Source organism: Methylothermaceae bacteria B42, from assembly GCA_001566965.1.
Lineage (GTDB): Bacteria > Pseudomonadota > Gammaproteobacteria > Methylococcales > Methylothermaceae > Methylohalobius.
This window is the reverse complement of record LSNW01000036.1, coordinates 35838-52978: the sequence shown is the minus strand read 5'-3', so window position 1 is coordinate 52978 and position 17141 is coordinate 35838. Positions and strand designations below refer to the sequence as shown.

General features: G+C 54.0%; 14 protein-coding genes and 1 tRNA gene. 9 read left to right on the top strand and 6 right to left on the bottom strand.

Going from position 1 to position 17141, the window contains the following annotated elements; all coding sequences use genetic code 11:
* The coding region (locus AXA67_01545; GenBank protein KXJ39556.1) for a hypothetical protein at window positions 1–1061 on the bottom strand (1061 nt) is incomplete at its 3' end.
* A complete protein-coding gene (locus AXA67_01540; GenBank protein KXJ39555.1) occupies window positions 1058–1654 on the bottom strand; it encodes a hypothetical protein in 597 nt (198 codons plus the stop codon). The genes AXA67_01540 and AXA67_01545, both read right to left, overlap by 4 nt.
* Before the next feature lie 384 nt (window positions 1655–2038).
* Here AXA67_01540 and AXA67_01535 point away from each other — a divergent pair, with 384 nt between their 5' ends.
* The 4 genes from AXA67_01535 to AXA67_01520 all read left to right on the top strand — a co-directional run bounded on the left by AXA67_01535 (window position 2039) and on the right by AXA67_01520 (window position 5084).
* Complete coding sequence (locus AXA67_01535) at window positions 2039–2689, top strand: hypothetical protein (GenBank protein ID KXJ39554.1); 651 nt, start codon at window positions 2039–2041, stop codon at window positions 2687–2689.
* A gap of 31 nt (window positions 2690–2720) precedes the next feature.
* Complete coding sequence (locus AXA67_01530; GenBank protein ID KXJ39553.1) at window positions 2721–3398, top strand: hypothetical protein; 678 nt, start codon at window positions 2721–2723, stop codon at window positions 3396–3398.
* Between the two features lie 334 nt (window positions 3399–3732).
* Window positions 3733–4224, top strand: a complete 492-nt coding sequence (locus AXA67_01525; GenBank protein ID KXJ39552.1) for a hypothetical protein — start codon at window positions 3733–3735, stop codon at window positions 4222–4224.
* Window positions 4221–5084, top strand: coding sequence for a hypothetical protein (locus AXA67_01520; GenBank protein KXJ39551.1), 864 nt, complete (start codon window positions 4221–4223; stop codon window positions 5082–5084). The genes AXA67_01525 and AXA67_01520 overlap by 4 nt, the downstream gene beginning before the upstream one ends.
* 250 nt (window positions 5085–5334) lie before the next feature.
* Here AXA67_01520 and AXA67_01515 read toward each other — a convergent pair whose 3' ends face one another.
* A complete protein-coding gene (locus AXA67_01515) occupies window positions 5335–6924 on the bottom strand; it encodes a transcriptional regulator (protein ID KXJ39550.1) in 1590 nt (529 codons plus the stop codon).
* 191 nt (window positions 6925–7115) lie between these two features.
* On the opposite strand from AXA67_01515, the gene AXA67_01510 reads away from it, so the two are divergent.
* Both AXA67_01510 and AXA67_01505 read left to right on the top strand, forming a co-directional pair.
* Window positions 7116–8345: an RNA-splicing ligase RtcB gene (locus tag AXA67_01510; protein KXJ39549.1), complete on the top strand. Its 1230-nt coding sequence runs from the start codon at window positions 7116–7118 to the stop codon at window positions 8343–8345.
* 201 nt (window positions 8346–8546) lie between these two features.
* Window positions 8547–8623, top strand: a tRNA-Thr gene (locus tag AXA67_01505).
* A 73-nt stretch (window positions 8624–8696) separates the two neighbouring features.
* Here AXA67_01505 and AXA67_01500 read toward each other — a convergent pair.
* The gene (locus tag AXA67_01500; protein KXJ39548.1) at window positions 8697–8924 is read right to left on the bottom strand and encodes a hypothetical protein; all 228 of its coding nucleotides are present in this window, start codon (window positions 8922–8924) and stop codon (window positions 8697–8699) included.
* Between the two features lie 14 nt (window positions 8925–8938).
* On the opposite strand from AXA67_01500, the gene AXA67_01495 reads away from it, so the two are divergent.
* The gene (locus AXA67_01495) at window positions 8939–10111 is read left to right on the top strand and encodes a hypothetical protein (GenBank protein KXJ39547.1); all 1173 of its coding nucleotides are present in this window, start codon (window positions 8939–8941) and stop codon (window positions 10109–10111) included.
* Between the two features lie 210 nt (window positions 10112–10321).
* Here the strand turns inward: AXA67_01495 and AXA67_01490 are convergent, their stop codons facing one another.
* Both AXA67_01490 and AXA67_01485 read right to left on the bottom strand, forming a co-directional pair.
* Window positions 10322–12115 (bottom strand): ribonucleoside-diphosphate reductase, encoded by a 1794-nt coding sequence (locus AXA67_01490; protein ID KXJ39560.1) that lies wholly within the window; start codon window positions 12113–12115, stop codon window positions 10322–10324.
* A 152-nt stretch (window positions 12116–12267) separates the two neighbouring features.
* The gene (locus AXA67_01485) at window positions 12268–12624 is read right to left on the bottom strand and encodes a 7-cyano-7-deazaguanine reductase (GenBank protein KXJ39546.1); all 357 of its coding nucleotides are present in this window, start codon (window positions 12622–12624) and stop codon (window positions 12268–12270) included.
* Window positions 12625–12896: 272 nt separating this feature from the next.
* Here AXA67_01485 and AXA67_01480 point away from each other — a divergent pair, with 272 nt between their 5' ends.
* Together AXA67_01480 and AXA67_01475 are read left to right on the top strand one after the other, a co-directional pair.
* Window positions 12897–16397 carry a hypothetical protein gene (locus AXA67_01480; protein ID KXJ39545.1) on the top strand — a complete coding sequence of 1167 codons (3501 nt, stop codon included), beginning with the start codon at window positions 12897–12899 and terminating at the stop codon, window positions 16395–16397.
* A 15-nt stretch (window positions 16398–16412) separates the two neighbouring features.
* The gene (locus tag AXA67_01475; protein KXJ39544.1) at window positions 16413–17141 is read left to right on the top strand and encodes a hypothetical protein; all 729 of its coding nucleotides are present in this window, start codon (window positions 16413–16415) and stop codon (window positions 17139–17141) included.

The following is a 17141-nucleotide window of genomic DNA, read 5'->3' as shown; positions in this document are numbered from 1 at the left end:
AAATCGCCCCGGGCGGCGGCTTCCGCCAGAACCGCGTCTTCACTCACCGGGATAAACGCCCCCGATAATCCACCCACCGAGGAAGAAGCAAACGCGCCACCTTTCTTGACGGCATCGGTCAACAAAGCCAGGGCGGCGGTGGAACCGGCAGCGCCAACGCGCTCAATCCCCATCATCTGCAAAATTTCGCCCACTGAATCGCCAATCCGCGGCGTCGGGGCCAGGGACAAATCCACAATGCCAAAGGGAACCCCCAACCGCTGCGCCAAGGCGGTGCCAATCAACTCGCCGATGCGGGTGACGCGGTAGGCAGTGCATTTGATCTCCTCGGCCAAATCCCCCAAATTCAGGTCACCGCAACCGGCCCGCAGCCGTTCCACTGCCCGCTTGACCACGCCAGGGCCGCTTACCCCCACATTGATCACGCATTCTGGCTCGCCCGCGCCGTGCACCGCGCCGGCCATGAAGGGATTGTCGTCAGGCATGTTGGCGAAAATCACCAGTTTGGCGCAACCAAACCCGTCGGCATCGGCAGTGCGCCTGGCCAGATCGAGAATCGACCGGCTCACCGCCAGCAAAGCATCCATATTGATGCCGGACCGGGTGGAAGCCACATTGACCGAACCGCAGACCCGTTCGGTGGATGCCAGTGCCTGGGGAATGGCGGCAATCAATGCATTATCGGACCGGGTGGCGCCCTTTTCCACCCGCGCGGAAAAGCCGCCGACAAAATCCACGCCCACTTCTTTCGCCACTTCATCGAGCGCCCTGGCCACCCGCGCCACACCATCCACGTCGTGCTCCGCCGCCCACCACGCCACCGGAGTAATGGCAATGCGGAAATTGACAATGGGAATGCCATAATCTTCGGCCACCCGAGTACCTTCCTGGACCAAATTGCCCGCAAGGCGGCGGATTTTTTTCTGAAGCTTGCGGCATGTGACTGCTATATCAGAATCAGCACAATCCATCAGATTGATGCCCAGCGTCACGGTGCGCACATCGCAGTTCTCGTCCTGGAACATGCGCAGCGTCATCAAGATATCTTCAATCCGCATCATGACAGACACTCTCCTTGTCGCACCATCCGGCGAATCGCACCCACTTCACTGGTGGCGCGGAGGATATCCTGGTGGAGCAGATGAATTTGAATGCCCAGTTCTTCGCCCAGCTTGTCCAGATCCTCCCGCAATTGCTCCGCGCTCCGCCGGTTTTGGGGACGGATTTGCAAGATCAAGGTAATGGCGTCGCCTTCAGTACGGGTGTAAAGGTCTTCTATATTGATTTGCCGCCCGGCAAGATAACGGGTTATGCGGGCAATCAAGCCGGGGCGGTCCCCGCCCTGCATGGTCAGAAAATACGCAGCGGTATCCAATTCCGGCTCAAACAACCGCTCGGGCGTGTAACGCCTCACGCACGCCGCCAGCCCTAACTGGGGCCAGTCCCCTTCCAGACGTTGCTTTATAACGTTTTCCTCCCGCTCCGCCGGCAATGTGGCCCTAAGAATCAAAGTAAAATAACCGCCCATCACGGTTTGACTCAACTCGGTCACATTCCCGCCAAGCTCGAACACCGTTTGGGCGATGGCGGCAATAATGCCAGGCCGGTCTTTCGCCATCACGGCGATGATGAAGTCTTCACAATTGTTGGACATGATTCCCCTTCCTTCCCCGATTGCCTGTTTATGGTAGTGTAGCCGCCCCTAGGTAAAAAAAGCCAATCCCTTTTGCCATGAAACCTAAGGCATAAGAGTCTCGTAAAAAATTTGGTCCGTTCAAGGAGAATAAATCCCGCCAACTTCGAGCACCGTTTTTGTAATGGCCAATTAAAGCCAAGTGAGTCCCTAGAACATGAAAGCCCAGGATTGTCAAGCAAATATCTCACAGAATTTTTGTAAAATTTTTATTACTCATAGTTTTCAACGTCTTCTTATCTTGAGTTAACGAAAGGATGCGTTAATTCCGCAAAGGACTGAAGTTGAACCATCAACCTCAATGAAAAAGGAGACTGTTATGAATAGAGAAGCCTTTTAACCACATTGTTCGTGCTTTCTTCCGCCCTGGGCCAACCTGCTTCGGCTGATCTCAGGGATAACCTGGTCAATCTGATTGACGAACCACAATTAAACCCGCTTGATCCTCCGGTCATCATTTTGCCCCCGGTGAAAGAATCGGATTATGAAGTCCGCACTTCCGGTGCGCATTTTTTTAAACAGGTCATCAGCAGCACCAAGCCGCAGACCACCTCTTCCCGGAAGTTCGTTCCCTTAAAACACGCCAGGACAAAAGTGACAATTCCACCCCGCAGCACGGTACTGGTCAATGCCAGTTTTGACGCGGAATCGCGCTGTAAAGATTTGGCCGGGAAAACCGATTTCGGCTGGTGCGAAGTGAGGATTCTCATAGATGGCAGCGAAGGCGCGCCGAAAGCTTCGGTGTTTCCTCCAGATACCTTTGCCTTTGATAGCACCGACGGTGGAACGGAAGGCGATGGATCTTGGGAAGGCCACGCCATGAGCCGGCATCAGTGCGTAAAAAACAACAGCGATAACTTCAAAACCGTCGAAGTTACCGTTGAGTGGAAAGTAACCAATTTTTCCACAGGCGCCAACCCTAATTTCTGGCTGGATGACTGGAGCCTGGTGGTGGAAATGTCGGAAGGTTGTCAGTTGAAAAAATTTACTGAATAACACCATAACCAATTAACCACAGGAGATCATCATGAAGAAACCAGCAAATCTTTTAGTGATTACGTGTCTTGGGATCGCCATGACCTTACCTGCCTTGGTAAATGCCGCAACCTATACCGTTTACGGAAACCGCGCCTCTTTCCTGGCGGATTTGGGCGGACCGACAGACACCCAGGATTTCGAGAGTTTTCCCAACGGGACCGATATGATGGGCGTGGAATTCTTGCCGGGGATTTCTGTCACCACCAACCTGGACCGCCTGGAAATTTTCCAAGGCACCGGCGATAAAGAGCTATTCTCCATTGATAACCAGGGACGGGGAGATAACGGGGCCTTTTCCGCCTATGACATCCATTTTTCCCTGCCCCACAAAGCCGTTGGCTTTGATATAGAGGCATTTGACCCGGACGCCAATCCCGGGCTGCTGAGCATAGAATTCAAAGACGGGGATTCCTTGGGGCCATTCCCGGTGCCTCCCGGGGCCACGGAACAAACGCCGGTTTTCATTGGTGTGCTTAGCGATACCCCCATCACCAAAATCACCTGGAACGAGCCGTTTGACCCTATTTCCAAAAGTTGCTGCGAAGAAACCTCATTGGATAACTTTGTCATCCCCCAGGCGGTTCCCTTGCCGCCCGCCCTTGTGATGGCGCTGCCCGCCTACGGACTCATTGCGGGAATGTCATGGAGGAAAAAACCCCGTAATTAAAAAATCGCTTCAACTTCCCGCCGGCGCAGGATGCGCCGGCTTCTCTCTTTTTAATGGCAAACGCATAATAGGCCCTTAATCCCCCTCCCGATCAATATCACAGCAATGCCGGTCCGACAAGGTTTGCGGCATTCTGACTGTATTGACATCAACACAACGTAACTCAAAAATACATCTAAAATCAACGGACTGCTAACCGCATTCAACTACAGCGGCTCGGTAATATAACTGCTTGGACTTGCGAAAATGAAAAAATCTGCTTTTTTCCCTGCTTCTGCTTGCCATTTGCCTGGGTGGCTGCGCGGTCAATCCTGTCACAGGTCACAGAGAGCTAATGTTGGTTCCCGAATCCATTGAACTGCAAATCGGGCAAAAAAATTACGCCCCCATGCGGCAAATCCAGGGAGGGGATTATGTGGCCGATCCAGAATTGACCGCCTATGTAAACGAAATCGGCCAAAAGCTGGCGGCTGTCAGCGACCGCCGCTTACCATATGAATTCAAGGTTATCAACAATTCCGTTCCCAACGCCTGGGCGCTGCCTGGCGGGAAGATTTCAATTAACCGGGGCCTGCTGACGGAACTCAATAACGAAGCCGAGCTGGCGGCCGTGCTTGGTCATGAAATCGTGCATGCGGCAGCAAAACACACCGCCCGCAAATTATCCCGTGGCATGTTGTTAAAAGGCGCGATTTTGGCGACCGCCATCGGCACCCAGGGTTCCAATTATGCCCAGCTGGCAACCTTGGGCGCCCAGTTAGGCTCGGCGCTTCTAACCCAGAATATGGCCGGGACGCGGAACGGGAAGCAGACCTCTACGGCATGAAATATATGTCTAGGGCGGGTTATGACCCGCAGGGGGCGGTCACCTTGCAAAAAACCTTTGTCGAGCTGGCCAAGGGACGCCGGCGGAACTGGTTGACTGGCTTGCTTGCCAGCCACCCGCCGTCACAGGAACGGGTGGAAAATAACATGCGAACCGCGGCGACATTACCCAAGGGCGGCATTATAGGGGTTAAGCGCTTTCGACAAAAACTGGCCCATCTCAAACGGGTCAAACCAGCTTACGATGCCTATGGCAAGGGGCGGAAGGCTCTGGCGGAAGGCGATCTCAGCCAGGCGCTCAGGCTGGCCAATAAGGCCATCCAGATCGAACCCAAGGAAGGCCATTTTTGCGCGCTGCTCGGAGATATCGAAGGGAAAAGACAAAATTTCCGTGCCGCCAAAAGACACTTCGACAAAGCCATCCGCCTGAATGGCGATTTTTTCTATTACTATCTGAAACGCGCCCTGCTCAACAAATACCTGGACAATACCCTGGCCGCCCACCGATACTGCCTTTTGCCTTGGCGTAGTATTGTTGGGCGCGGCAAATCTTCCCGCAAATCGCTGGTTAATCCTCGCGGCGGTAATCCCGGGCAATACCTGCGCCTCAGAACCGGCGTGGATTTGTTTGGGCGCTTGAAAGCCGAGATAAGCAATCCAACCCAGCATGATATGAGAGGCGTCGTCATTGCCGTTCAATACCAGGACGCCAGAGGACACAGTCGGCAATTCAAGCGCCGTTTATTCGGCGTTTTGCTGGCCGGCAGAACAAGATATATCAACCTGGGCCTACGCAACCTGCCCGCAAAAAGGCTGCGTACTGTCAGAACCCAGGTGATTTCGGCGCGTATCGCCCGTTAAAAAGCCTTTATACTGAGGTTACGCACAGTCAGGCTCAAACACAGTACATGACCAGACAAGGAATCCTTTCATTGGCTCGCAGGCAAAACAAAGCCCCCTCCCCGGCCCTCCCCCGCAAGCGGTGGAGGGAGCGACGAACCCTGCCTTGAACCCCCTCTCCCTCTGGGAGAGGGGGTGACAGCGCGGTCTTTGCCGTAAATTGCGTAACATCAGATTTAAAGCTGCCCCTAACCGCTCCGTCAGAGCTTACCTAGCTTAGCTGCAAGTCTTTAAATACTAAACCGTATTTTTGGAGATACGCCCGAAGACGCTGTGAATCATTACCAGCTTTTCTGCGCAAGCGGCTTTTGTCAAACAATTTCCGGCCGGCGTCGGCCAGGCTGTGGCTTTGCTGGCAGATACGGATAACCTGGGCAAGTTGAAGCCGCTCGAACAGATCAAGCTGCTCATAAACATCCTTTTTTAACAACGCCCCGAGGGAATCAAAGTCTTCATCAAGCCTGACGCCACCCTGCCAATCCGCCCGCAAGCGGGCAAGTTCGTTTTCCACAATTTCCTCGCTGATTCTGCCACTGGTGGCCAGGGTGGCCATGCGAGTGATGCTGGCGTTCAAATCCCGGAAGTTAGCCCGCCACAAGGCCTCGTTGCTTAAGGCAAAGGCGAGATATTTGGCTTTGGCGGCGCGGTTGAAGCTGACCTTCTGGTTCCGTTCCCGGGCAAAGCGTTGCAATTCAAACTCAATATTGGGTTCGATATCTTCTGATCTTTCCCGCAGGCTGGGCAAACTGTAGCGCCACAAGTTTATCCGGGCCAACAAATCCTCCCGAAACAGTCCCTGGCTTATCCGCTCTTGCAAATCCCGGTTGGTGCCCGCAATCAACTGAAAATGACTGCTGACCTCACGATCCGAACCGAGGGGTGTAAATACCCGGTCCTCAATGGCGCGCAACAACATGGCTTGCTCGTCCAGCCCCAGCTCGCCGATTTCGTCCAAAAACAGCAAACCGCCGTCTGCTTCCATTAACAATCCGGCCCGGTCTCGGGCGGCCCCGGTATAAGCGCCCTTCACATGGCCAAACAAAGTAGACATGGCATTATCGCCGCGCAAGGTGGCGCAATTAACTTCCACAAAACGTCCCGTGAGTTGGCCCCGTTGCCGCTTTAATTCATAGATTTTCCTGGCCAGGTGGGATTTGCCAACGCCAGTGGGACCGGTCAGGAAAATCGGCGCCGTGGACCGTACCGCCACCTGCTCTATTTCCGTAATCATCTGGTTATATCCACGGTTGCGGGTCTCGATTCCGCTTTTGAGATGGCGAATAGCCTCCTGTTCTTCCCGGCGGAAACGGGAAGCGATCTTGTCATAACGGGATAAATCCAGGTCGATAATCTGATAAACGCCGTCAGGGCCGGTTTTACTCGGGGCGGTTTGAATTAATTTGCCCGGGAAATAATTCGCCTCGGTCAGCAAATACACACATATCTGGGCAACATGGGTGCCAGTAGTGATATGGAAATAATATTGGCGGCGCTCAGGATCGAAAGGATAGTCGTGGGCAAAATCATGGAGCTGGCCATAGACCTGCTCAAAATCCCAGGGATCATGAAAGTCGGTAACATAGGGTGTCACCTTCAAGCCGGGACAGATGTGCAAGACATCATTCATGGTGAGATCCGCCAGGCGTTGTTCCTCCCGATGGTGGATCAAGACCAGTTCGTCCACGGGAAACTCATGGTGCATGAGTAGCGATAAAGTAGGACGCCAACGCAACCAGCGTTTTTGGCCGTATCCAGCATTATCCAGACGCTGGCCCAAAATACTTACAACGGTATTATTCATTTTTATAACTATTTATAAAATTATATACAGAAAATGTTATCTGTTTGGAATCCAGGTTGCCAGCATAATTTCTTTTTCAGGAGAAAATAACGCAGTTTCAATAACATACAAGAAATATAGGTCCTGAATAATTTTTGGCACGCTCCATGCTGTTACCCTCATGAGAGATTTTTTTTACAGGAGAAAATCACATGGTCAGTTACGAAGTAATGCATGAAGCCTATTCCCAGGTTCCGGTGAAATCCTGGACCCGGGGCGTGCCATGCGACGATAAAACCAGACAACAGCTGTTGAATCTTACCCGGATGCCTTTTATCCACCGCTGGGTGGCGGCCATGCCTGATGTCCACGTCGGCAAAGGCGCGACTATCGGAAGCGTGATTCCCACGGTGGGCGCGGTGATTCCCGCTGCGGTTGGCGTTGACTTGGGATGCGGGATGATGGCGGTAAAAACTTCCCTTACCACCAGTGATCTGCCAGATCATCTGGGTAACATGCGCAGCGCCATTGAAAAGGCGGTCCCCCACGGCCGCTCCAAAAAATTACGGCGCGGCGCACGGGACAAGGGAAGTTGGGGCGAGGTGCCAGAGGATGTAGCCGACGCCTGGCAACCATTGGCCGAGGGATTCAATCGCCTGACGGAAAAGCATGGATTCATAAAAAACACCAATAATATCAAACATCTGGGAACACTAGGTACCGGCAATCATTTTATCGAAGTGTGTCTGGATGAAAACCAGCAAGTTTGGGTAATGCTGCACAGTGGTTCAAGAGGGGTTGGTAATGCCATAGGCAACCATTTCATTGAAAAGGCGAAGAAAGAAATGGAGCGCTGGTTCATTCACCTTCCCGCCCAGGATCTGGCTTATTTGCCCGAAGGCAGCGAACACTTCACTGACTATGTAGCCGCGGTGGCCTGGGCACAGGATTTCGCCCGGGTCAACCGGGAGGTCATGATGAGAAGAACCCTGCAAGTCATCGCCAAAGCCTTGGGACGAACTTTCGAATCGGCGCTGGAAGCGGTGAACTGCCACCACAACTACATCCGCAAGGAGCAGCATTATGGCCAGGGGGTCTGGGTAACCCGCAAGGGCGCGGTCAGCGCCAGAAAGGGAGAAATGGGCATCATCCCCGGCAGCATGGGAGCCAAATCTTTTATCGTCCGGGGCCTGGGCAATGAGGAAAGCTTTTGCAGCTGCAGTCACGGCGCGGGCCGGGTCATGTCCCGCACCGAGGCCAAAAAGGCAATCACCCTGGAACAGCACCTGCTGGCCACCGACGGCGTGGAATGCCGCAAGGACGAGGGCGTCATTGATGAAACCCCAGCGGCTTACAAACCCATTGAACAAGTGATGGCCGCCCAGCGGGACTTGGTGGAAATTGTCCACACACTGAAACAGGTGGTTTGTGTCAAAGGATAAAACATACCGGTGGCGGCCGAATGCCAGTGCCGCCTGCTGGTGGGGGGATACCCCCCAGGAATTCATTTCCGGGCTGTCTTGCGGTGCTGGTTCTGGATACCAGCCTGACGCCGGACTCACTGAGTCTGGGCGTATCTGGCAGAACGGAATGGATAGCGTCTTCCCGACGTGGTTACGATGGTTCGAATCCATCTCATGACCAACGCTATAGCTCATTCTGGTAGAGCAATCGATCTGTAATCGATGGGTAGCCGGTTCGAATCCGGCTAGCGTTACCAGCCGAAAGGCGTTCTTTCCTCCCGCAAGGGCATACGGTAAAAACCCCGGATTCGCGCCGTGGAATGGAAGCCTTCAAGTTTCCCGGCGCGGGGCAGCCAAACGGAAGCCCCACACCGCGGAAGCCGGAGACTGCCAAACCATGGCAAGAATCAGCGTCCAGACCGCCCCGGTGGCGGGTTTGATTCCAGCGGGTTCATGGCCCGGAGGGACAATATCCCTCCCACCCTTGATCCTCCTGGGTTTCACAAACCATTGGGCCGGGCTGAGCGTGGGGCTTTTGCCATTTGAATTTTGTTTCAAGCAAGGAGAAGACTATGTTGTTTTTTAAAAAAATCATCGTTCCCGAAACCCATCGGGGTCTGTTGTTCAGGAACGAACAATTTCAAAAGGTTTTAATGCCCGGCGTTTACAGACTATTAAATTGGAACAGGAAATACCGGGTTTTGCTGGAAGACATTAGCACCACCCTGGAAAACGGTGTCAGCGATGAAGTTCTAAAGGTTTTGAAATTGCACCCCGAAATTTTGGGGCGACATTTGCAATCCTGGCAAACCGGCGAGCAGGAAGTGGGGCTGGTCTATAACAACGGCGCCCTGCGGGAAATCAAGCCACCCGCCCGGGAAGGCGCGTATTGGCGTGGATTTGGCGATATCGAAGTGCGTAAGCTGAACATTTTACGGGAGTTCAAACTGGACAAAACCCTGGCCAGAATCGTGCTGGCATCCAAAGCCCCGCAATTGAGAGCTTCCGCCGTGGATGCCGTCATCACCGCAACCATCCCTCAACAACATGTGGGGTTTCTGGAAATCGACGGTGAACAACCTATTGCATTAGAGCCGGGTATTCACGCCTGGTGGAAATTCAACCGCAATCTGAAAATCCGTCAGATTGACTGCCGGTTGCAAAACATGGAAGTCAATGGCCAAGAAATCCTCACCAAGGACCGGGTCAGCCTGCGCATCAATCTATCGGCAACCTGGCAAGTTGCCGATGCGCTCAAGGTATGTGAATCCCTCGCCAGTCCGGACGACTTCCTCTATCGGGAATTGCAACTGGCATTGCGGGCGGTGGTTTCCACCCAAACCCTGGATGAACTGCTGGAGGACAAAAACCAGTTGAACCAGGAGGTCAAGAAAATCGCTGCCAAAAAAGCCGCTGAATACGGCATCACCGTCGTCAGCGTGGGAGCCCGGGATATTGTCCTGCCCGGGGAAATGAAAACTATCCTGGCCCAGGTGGTGGAAGCGCAAAAACGGGCTGAAGCCAATCTGATCAAGCGCCGGGAAGAAACCCAGGCGACCCGGTCACTGCACAATACCGCCAAAGTCATGGAAGGCAACCCAACGCTATTGCGCTTGAAGGAACTGGAAGTGCTGGAGAAAATCACCAGCCAAATCAGCACCTTGAACGTCTATGGCGGATTGGACGGCATTCTTAATGATATGGTGCGCATTCCCGCAGCTTTGGGGAAAACCGCGAATGGATGAGGTTGGGGCGATATTGCCCCAACCTTGACTGAAGCAAACTCCGCTTTATCGGCGCACAAGTGATTTCGGCGCGTGACAGTCATTGAGTTTGCAAATGCAACGGTAATCCCATTATTCGTTCTCAAACTGAGCGGCAAATTCGTTTAGCAGAAACCACTTTCTCTCAAAGGCAAGTTTTACCTGAATTTTAATGTGATATGACCTCTTGAACTAATCCCCCTCCCGATCAATATCACAGCAATGCCGGTCCGGCACGGTTTGCGGCAGGATGACGGTGCCGCGAACAGGGCTGGGGCGGTAGGTGGTGCAGCCTTTGAGCCCCAGTTGGTAGGCGCGCAGATACACATTCTGGAAATCCTCAAAGGGGTAGTCTTCTGGAATATGAATGGTTTTGGAAATGGCATTGTCCACATGCTTTTGCAGAACTGCCTGCATGACCAAATGGGCGTTTGGGGAAAGTTCGGTGGCGGTGACAAAGGTGGAAGGCAAGGGCTTGTCTGAATATATTTTCCGCCATAAGCGGTAAGCGGCGTCTTCCACATCCACCATCCGGCACTCAGTGCCAGCCAGTTGGATGCGGCGTTGATACCGGAAGGAAAAAACCGGTTCCAAACCGCTGGAGACGTTGCCCGCCAGCAGGCTGATAGAACCGGTGGGCGCGATGGCGGTCAAGTGGCTATTACGGAGTCCATGCTTGGCGATGGCATCGCGAATGTCATTTGGCAACCCGGTAACGAAAGCGCCATCCAAATAGGGCTCCGCTTCAAAAGCGGGAAAAGCACCCTTTTCCTTCGCCAAAGCCACCGATGCCCGGTAAGCGGCATGGCAGATGGTGGCCATGATTTTTTCGGCCAATTCCCTGGCGGCGTCACTGTCATAGTGAAGTCCCAGCATAATCAGCACATCCGCCAATCCTGTCAGTCCCAGTCCGATCCGCCGGGTCTTATGGGCCTGCGCCTTTTGCCGGGTGAGGGGAAACCGGGATAAGTCAATCACATTATCGAGAAAACGCACCGCCACGGGCACCAATGCTTCAATGGCCTGGAAATCTAGGCGGGCTTCTGGGGTGAAAGGATCACGGACAAAGCGGACCAGATTAATTGACCCCAAATCGCAAGCCCCGTAAGGCGGCAATGGAATTTCCGAGCAGGGGTTGGTGATATGGATCTTTTCGCAATAGTACAGATTGTTGAGGTGGTTGATGCGGTCAATGAACAGCACCCCAGGTTCCGCCACATCATAAGTCGCTTGCATCAACCTGTGCCATAAATCCCGGGCCGGGAGACGCTTCAGTATCTTACATGGTACCGGTCCCGGGTAGCCGGGCCACTCGCGAAGCACGGCCCCCTCTCCCACCCCATCAGCCAACGCGGCTTGAGGAAACACCAGCAGCCATTCCTCGTCCTTTTCCACGGCCTTCAAGAAATCATCCGTGACCTTGACCGAGAGGTTGAAATTACGCAAGACATTGGGATCGCGCTTGGCTTCGATAAAGTCTTCGACATCGGGATGATCGCAGCGCAAAGTCGCCATCATGGCACCCCGGCGGCTGCCGGTGGACAGGAGAATGGCACAGGTCACATCCCAAATATGCATAAAGGACACCGGGCCCGAAGCGATGCCGCCCACGCTGCGGGCCGGGGTACCCTTGGGGCGGAGGGTGGAAAAATCATAACCGACGCCGCCACCGTGCTGCATGGTCAAGGCCCCTTCCTTTAGGGATTCGAAGATTCCGTCCAGGGAATCTTCTATCAACCCCATTGCAAAGCAGTTGAACAAGGTGACTTGTTTGCGGGTGCCGGCACCGGCAAGGATTCGCCCGCCGGGAAGGAATTTAAAATCCTTCAAAATGGCGTAAAACCGGCCGCTCCACTCATCGGCATCCGCTTCCACCGACGCCACCGCGTTGGCCACCCGCTGCCAGGTATCGCGAATACTTGTCTCGCCCTCGGCCCGGTACTTGGTCTGCCAGACCAGTTGGGAGATTTCTGGCGCTGTATTCATCTCCATCGTTTTATTTCCTATGATCGGGTCCAAGCGTTAACCGATATCTGCTCCAACGGAACAGCATGTAATATGAGCCATCCTGATGACCAAGAATGCCACTATTCAGCAACACTATTCCCTTGCGTTCTGGAAATAGCAACCGCCGTGCTTCAGTTTCTTTCGTATTCCGCCATCACGGTGGTGTAAATCCCGCCGCGGACGTTGAATTTGGCTTCCACCTTCATCCAGCGGGGTTGGCACGCCCCTACCAAATCATCCAGAATCTGGTTGGTGACCGCCTCGTGAAAGGCGCCCAGATCGCGGTAGGACCAGATATAAAGCTTGTAGGATTTGAGTTCCACGCATAATTTATCGGGAATATATTCCACGGTGATGTGGGCGAAATCCGGCTGCCCGGTTTTAGGACACAAGCAGGTAAATTCCGGGGTCTCGATACGGATAGTGTAATCACGATCCGGGTTAGGGTTGGGGAAGGTTTCAAGTTCTCTGCTGGGTTTTGTCGACATAGTTCTAAATACGGGTGTGAGATTAACGGTTGGGTGTTCGAACAGGAAACAGGTTTTTTCCTGGCTCCTTGCGTATAATACGGGTTTTCACAACTTTCGTCAGCGCCCGGCTCTAGCCCGGATATTTCACCAGCCGGATTCGGGCTTTTTTGTAATCAACTGATTCTTAAACATAAAGTGCTCAGGTTTGATGATTTCTACGAAATCCAATTTGGATTCAGCCCGAATCCGGCTGGTGAAATATCCGGGCTAGCAAAACTCTCTGATTATTCATGCGTCTGGAAAAAATCAAACTCGCCGGCTTCAAATCCTTTGTCGAACCCACCACCATCGTTTTCCCCAAACGGTTGATTGGCATTGTCGGCCCCAATGGTTGCGGCAAGTCCAACATTATCGACGCGGTACGTTGGGTGATGGGGGAAAGTTCCGCCAAACATCTGCGTGGCAGCGCCATGGCGGATGTGATTTTCAATGGTTCCAGCAGCCGCAAACCGGTGGGCTTGGCCAGTGTGGAACTAATATTTGACAACAGCGAAGGCCGGCTGGGCGGAGAATACGCCCGCTACGCCCAAATCGCGCTCAAACGCCAGGTCAGTCGGGACGGGCAATCCCAATATTTTCTCAATGGTACCCGCTGCCGCCGCCGCGATATTATGGACGTGTTTCTGGGAACCGGCTTGGGGCCAAGAAGCTACGCCATTATCGAACAGGGCATGGTGTCCCGTTTTGTGGAGGCCAAGCCGGAAGAATTGCGGCTGTTCATTGAGGAAGCTGCGGGCCTGTCCAAATATAAGGAACGCCGCCACGAGACCGAACTGAAAATCCAGCACACCCGGACCAATCTGGAACGGTTGGAAGATATTCGCAGTGAGCTGCAAACCCAGGTCAAACGCTTGGAACGCCAAGCCAAAAAGGCGGCAAAGTACCGGGAGTTGCAGCAGACCATTCAGCAACAACAACAAGAGTTACTGGCCATCAAATGGCGCGAAGCCAATGCCGCCCATCAAACCCATCAAGAAAAGATCCAGACGCTTCAACAAGAAGTAGACAGCAAAACCACTGCCCTGCACGAACTGGGGCAGGCTTTATCCCGCCAGCAACAAAGCGTGGAGGAAACCCAAACCCAGCTCCACGACTTACAGGCCCGGCTTTATGAATTAAACAGCGCCATCAGCCGTTGCGATCAGACCATCCAACACGCCCAAAAAACCCTGGAAGAACGGGAGAAAAGCCTCAAAGCCTGGCGGGATGAATTGCAACGCATTGAAGCCGCCAGCCAGCAGGACCGCAGGCAACAGGAAACGTACCAAGCCCAAGGCCAACAGTTGGAAAAAGCTCTGGAACAAGCCCGGGCTGACGAACAAGCAGCCTGGAAGCAGCGTGAAGACACCGAAACCCGGTGGCATCAACTGCGCCGGGAATTTGCCCAAAAGCGGGATGAATTGAACCAAAAAAAAGAACAACTGGAATTGTTGCGCCTGGAAATCCGCCACCTCAAGCAGCGCCGGGAAGAAGCCCAAAACCGCCTCAGCCGCCTGCGGGAAGAACATAGCCAGCTGGATCAAAATGCCGAACAAGCCAATTTATCCCGATTGGAACAGGCACTGGCAGAAACCGAAACCGCCCGCGCCCAACACGCCGAATCGCTCCAGTCCGTCAAGGAGCAAATTCAAGCCCTGCGCCAATCGCTCACGGAAACCCAGAAACAACTGCAATCCCTGCACAGTCAGCACAGCCAGGTTCAGGGAGAAATCCGCGCCATGGAAACCCTGCAGCGCCACGCACTGGGCAAGGACAAACCCAAGCTGCATGCGTTGTTGGCGCAACATGGCTGGGACAACGCTCCCCGCCTGGCGGAACGGCTGGAAACCGCCGAAGGCTGGAGCAATGCCGTGGAAACCGTGTTGGCGGAATTCCTGGAAGCGGTTTGCATTGAAGACCTGGATCTTTGCCACCAACTGGCCAGTCAACTGGATCAGGAAAATGCCGCGTTTTTTCATGGCCAATCCATGGCGTCTTCCCCAGATTCCGAGACCCTGGCGGCCAAAATCCAAAGCCCGTGGAATCTCGATTCCCTGCTGAAAGGCGCCCGCTGTTGTGATTCCCTGGAAAAGGGATTGCGTCAGCGTCATCAATTAAACCCCGGAGACTTCTGGGTTACGCCGGAGGGTGACCGGATTGGCCGCGACTGGCTGCGATTTCAACGTGGCGAGGATAACACTCACGGTGTTCTCGAACGGGAAAAGGCCTTGCGGGAACTCAAGGCCCAATTAGTTGAAATAGAAAACCGCCAAACCCAAACCCAGACTATGCTCCACCAGTACCAAACGAAACTGGAAGCACTGGAAAAACGGCAGGAATCCTTGCGCCAGCAGGAAAAAGAACACACCCAGCAGGCCGGCAAGATTCAGGCCGAATTGAGCGCCACCCGCGCCAGGGTCGGGGAAATTCAGCGGCGTCTGACAAGAATGGCCGAGGAACAAGCCACGCTTGAAGGTCAGCTGGCGGAATTTGAGGAAAATCTCTCCCGGCAACAAGCGCAGTTACACTACCTGGAACAAGAAGAACAGCAATACAGCCAGCACTTGAATACACTGCAAAACCAATCCCATCAGGCCCGCTCCGATTTTGAACAAGCCGACGCCCATGCCCGCCGCATGCGGGAACAACGGCAAAAACTGGAATCTTCCCTGGAGCATTGCAACAACGCCGCCAAATTATTACACCAACAGTTGGAACGGGCATCGCAGCATCAGCAAGCGCTGCGGGAACGCTTACAAGGCGCGCAGTCCCAACAAAGCGAGGGCAAAAAACCTCTGGCGGAGGCGCAGCAAGAGCTCCAATCTCTCCTCGCACAACGCCCGCCGCTGGAACAAGCGCTAACGCAATCCAGGGAAGCGTTGCAACAGGCGGAAAACCAGCTTCAGGATTTCACCGCCCGCCATCATAAAGCCCAATCGGATCTGGACCAAGCCCGCCAGCGCCTGGAACAGGCCCGGCTCGATGCCGAAGCGGCACGGGTCAAACTCACTACGGTACAAGAACAAGCCCAGGAATCCCAAACGCCGCTGGATGGGGTGTTGAGTCAATTACCCGAAGACGCCAGCGCCAGTCAATGGCAAGCCAAACTGGAACAAACCAAGGCCGAGCAAGCCCGGCTGGGGGATGTCAACCTGACCGCCATCGAGGAACATCGCCTCCACAGCGAACGCCTGCGCTTTCTCGACAAGCAATTCGAGGATTTAAACGCTTCCCTGAAAATGCTGGAAAAAGCCATCCGCAAAATCGACCGGGAAAGCCGGGCCCGTTTCAAGGAAACCTTTGACACCATCGACGGTCATTTCAAGCAACGCTTCCCCACCCTGTTTGGCGGCGGCGAAGGCAAACTGGAACTGGTGGGAGAAGACCTGCTCGATGCCGGGGTCAAAATTGTCGCCCGCCCGCCCGGCAAGCGCAACAGCTCCATTCATCTTCTCTCCGGCGGCGAAAAGGCGCTGACCGCCGTGGCGCTGGTATTCTCCTTCTTTGAATTGAACCCCGCGCCTTTTTGCCTGCTGGACGAAGTTGACGCGCCACTGGATGAGGCCAATGTGGGACGCTATTGCCAACTTCTGCAATCCATGTCAGAGCGGGTACAATTCATATTTATCAGTCACAATAAAACCACCATGGAAATCGCCGAGCAGTTGATTGGCGTGACCATGCGCGAACCCGGCGTTTCCCGCATTGTCGCCGTGGATCTGGAAAAAGCCGCGGAAATGGCGGCCGCATAGAGGAAGAGGATTGCAATGGAAAAGACCACACTTCGCATCATCCTGGCTGTCGCCGGGGTCCTGTTGATTCTGGGGATTTATCTTTGGGACCGCTGGAAGCGCCATAAAAAAGCGTTGGACCAGGAATTTGCCGACCTTGATGCCGATATCACCTGGGAAGACGACTTCGAGCCGGAAGAAGTCGATACCATCTCCCTCAATCCCATGGAAGAATCCGCATCTCCCGATTCCGAGGTTTTGGAAAACCAACAGCTTGCTGGAGAGGAACCCCCCCCATCCGAAGAACCTGCCGAACCGGCTCCCCCGCCCCCTGAACCTGCGCCAGCCAAAAAAGAAAGCAAAACCGCTTTGCCAGAAGTCATACAAGTCAGTATTGCCGCGCCAGATGGCGAGACTTTTCAAGGAATTGCCCTGCTCAAGGCCTTCCAGGATTTGGGGCTGAAACATGGAGAAATGGATATTTTTCATTTTTACCAAGGAGAAAATATTCAATTCAGCGTCGCCAGCCTGGTAAAACCTGGAATTTTTCCAGCCGAGGACATGGAGAATTTCAGCACCCCCGGCATTACCCTGTTTTTCCAGCCTGCCTTGGTCAACGATCCAGAAGCCACTTTTGACCGCATGATGCACACTTGCCACGCATTGGCCAAACGACTGGGCGGCAGTGAATGGGATGACCGGCGCCAGCCGCTTTCAGCCTCCAAAATATCCGCTTGGCGGTGGCTATTGCGCGGAGCACGGTAA

Coding starts and splice junctions, on each gene's coding strand:
- AXA67_01540 (KXJ39555.1), bottom strand. CDS start 1,654: ATGTCCAACAATTGTGAAGACTTCATCATCGCCGTGATGGCGAAAGAC.
- AXA67_01530 (KXJ39553.1), top strand. CDS start 2,721: ATGAAGAAACCAGCAAATCTTTTAGTGATTACGTGTCTTGGGATCGCC.
- AXA67_01525 (KXJ39552.1), top strand. CDS start 3,733: ATGTTGGTTCCCGAATCCATTGAACTGCAAATCGGGCAAAAAAATTAC.
- AXA67_01520 (KXJ39551.1), top strand. CDS start 4,221: ATGAAATATATGTCTAGGGCGGGTTATGACCCGCAGGGGGCGGTCACC.
- AXA67_01515 (KXJ39550.1), bottom strand. CDS start 6,924: ATGAATAATACCGTTGTAAGTATTTTGGGCCAGCGTCTGGATAATGCT.
- AXA67_01510 (KXJ39549.1), top strand. CDS start 7,116: ATGGTCAGTTACGAAGTAATGCATGAAGCCTATTCCCAGGTTCCGGTG.
- AXA67_01495 (KXJ39547.1), top strand. CDS start 8,939: ATGTTGTTTTTTAAAAAAATCATCGTTCCCGAAACCCATCGGGGTCTG.
- AXA67_01490 (KXJ39560.1), bottom strand. CDS start 12,115: ATGAATACAGCGCCAGAAATCTCCCAACTGGTCTGGCAGACCAAGTAC.
- AXA67_01485 (KXJ39546.1), bottom strand. CDS start 12,624: ATGTCGACAAAACCCAGCAGAGAACTTGAAACCTTCCCCAACCCTAAC.
- AXA67_01480 (KXJ39545.1), top strand. CDS start 12,897: ATGCGTCTGGAAAAAATCAAACTCGCCGGCTTCAAATCCTTTGTCGAA.
- AXA67_01475 (KXJ39544.1), top strand. CDS start 16,413: ATGGAAAAGACCACACTTCGCATCATCCTGGCTGTCGCCGGGGTCCTG.